Origin of the sequence: Mesorhizobium sp. M4A.F.Ca.ET.050.02.1.1 (genome assembly GCF_003997725.1) — a bacterium.
GTDB lineage: Bacteria > Pseudomonadota > Alphaproteobacteria > Rhizobiales > Rhizobiaceae > Mesorhizobium.
Window position 1 is genome coordinate 1 of sequence record NZ_RZSG01001026.1, and the last position, 1820, is coordinate 1820.

3 protein-coding genes are annotated in these 1820 nt (G+C 62.5%); 1 reads left to right on the forward strand and 2 read right to left on the reverse strand.

What is annotated here, in order from left to right:
• Window positions 1-112 precede the first annotated feature (112 nt).
• Window positions 113-325: a cold-shock protein gene (locus EOA33_RS34515; protein ID WP_006202521.1), complete on the reverse strand. Its 213-nt coding sequence runs from the start codon at window positions 323-325 to the stop codon at window positions 113-115.
• Window positions 326-675: 350 nt separating this feature from the next.
• A complete protein-coding gene (locus EOA33_RS34520) occupies window positions 676-888 on the reverse strand; it encodes a cold-shock protein (protein WP_006202520.1) in 213 nt (70 codons plus the stop codon).
• Between the two features lie 514 nt (window positions 889-1402).
• Here EOA33_RS34520 and EOA33_RS34525 point away from each other — a divergent pair.
• Window positions 1403-1804, forward strand: coding sequence for a Kazal-type serine protease inhibitor (locus EOA33_RS34525; protein ID WP_126058703.1), 402 nt, complete (start codon window positions 1403-1405; stop codon window positions 1802-1804).
• Window positions 1805-1820: the final 16 nt, after the last annotated feature.

Sequence of the window (1820 nt, forward strand, 5' to 3'; positions counted from 1 at the left end):
AACGGAGGCTGAACGAAATCCGGCCTGACATTTCGATTGCTTGCGCAAAACCATAGACCCGGCGAGAGCGGACCCGCCTCATCAGTCTCCGCCAGGTCTGTCCTGAACCGGCTTAGCCGATCGACAGGTTGACGGCCTTCGGACCCTTGCCGCGCTTGTCCGGCTCGGTGTCGAATGTCACTTTCTGCCCATCCTCAAGACCGGGAAGACCCGACGCCTGCACGGCCGAAATATGGACGAAGACATCCTTCGCGCCATCGTCCGGCGTGATGAAGCCGAAGCCTTTGGCATGATTGAAGAACTTGACGGTGCCGGTCTGCGGCATGGGAAGCTCCTTTGATCCCATAAAGTCAGTCTCGGGCCGGCAAATGCCCGAGTGGAAATTTGTCCTTTATTTTAGCGCTATCGGCAAGAGAAAGTTTTTGCGCCGCATGGCAGGCATTTCGAGAGCGTGTTGCGTCCGCCGCGCTTTGCGCGCCGCGATTTGAATTATTGTTTTGATGCAGGCTGTTAGCTCAAATGCGCGGCACCCTTCGGATGTCTTGCGTCAGGCATGGAAAAGGCGCGACGGTGGCCCGTCGCGCCTAGGAGAATTCAGCTACGGCTCGGAAGCCGGTTCACGACCTTTGCAGCGCCCGTCGCTCCTCCGCGCAGGCCGATGCTTAGGCCAATCGATCAGGCGGCGCGGAGATTGACCGCCTTCGGACCCTTGCCCATGCGGTCGGGCTCGACGTCGAAGGTGACCTTCTGGCCATCGACCAGCGTGCGCAGGCCCGAAGCCTCGATCGCCGAGATGTGGACGAACACATCCTTGGCGCCGCCGTCAGGCGTGATGAAGCCGAAGCCTTTGGTGGCGTTGAAGAACTTTACGGTGCCGGTCTGGGCCATTGGGGGAAACTCCTCTCACCCGTGTCAGTCTTAATATGGTTTGCCCGCCGCTGGCGCCTTGGGCATGTCCCGGTGGTTGCTTCGGCAGTCATGCATTGGCGCATGGTCAAACCCCCCGCCGAAAAACGGGGCCGTCAGAGATTCACATTATCGGGGAAAGGTCGTCCAAAACGTTCCGCTCTCCGGGTCGCAAATGCCCGAACACGGAATTTATCGCACGGAAACGTGATGGTTGCAAGACAGCGCCGCGGGTGGGCCCGATGAGCGCGCCGACGCAGCACTTCGATAGACCCGGCGCCATGCCCGGTCATCGGCCAGAGCCGGGCCACGCATGGGCCAGCGGCCCCCTCGCGGACAGCCGAATGGCGCCAGCGGCAGCGCCATGTCGTCCGCAAACGGGGGTTGCATTTGTCAGAGGAATGGCGAGGATCGGCAAGCGTGTTTTGCGCGGGAGCGGGTCCATTGCACTATGATTTTGCGCGTGATCTTCGGGGTCGTGCGCCGGGAGGCATTGATGAAATTCCTTACGACGCTTTTCTCGCGACAGGGCTTTGCTCTCCTGTTCCTGTCGGCACTGCTTGCGGCATGCACGGTGGTGGTGGACGAAGGACCGGGACCGCGCCCGCGGCCGCCAAGGCCGGAGCCGCAATTCTGCACCAGGGAGTATGAGCCGGTCTGCGCCCGCCGCGGCGGCGACCGCCAGACCTTCGCCAATGCCTGCCTTGCCGATCGGGCCGGATACCGCATCGTGCGCGATGGCCCATGCCGCGACGGCGGCGGTGGCGACGAGCCGACATTCTGCACCCGCGAATACGCTCCGGTCTGTGCCCGTCGAGGCGGGCAACTGCGCACTTTCCCGAATGCCTGCGAGGCCCGCGCGGCGGACTATCGCATCATCGACGACGGTCCGTGCTGAGAACATAGAACCCCGC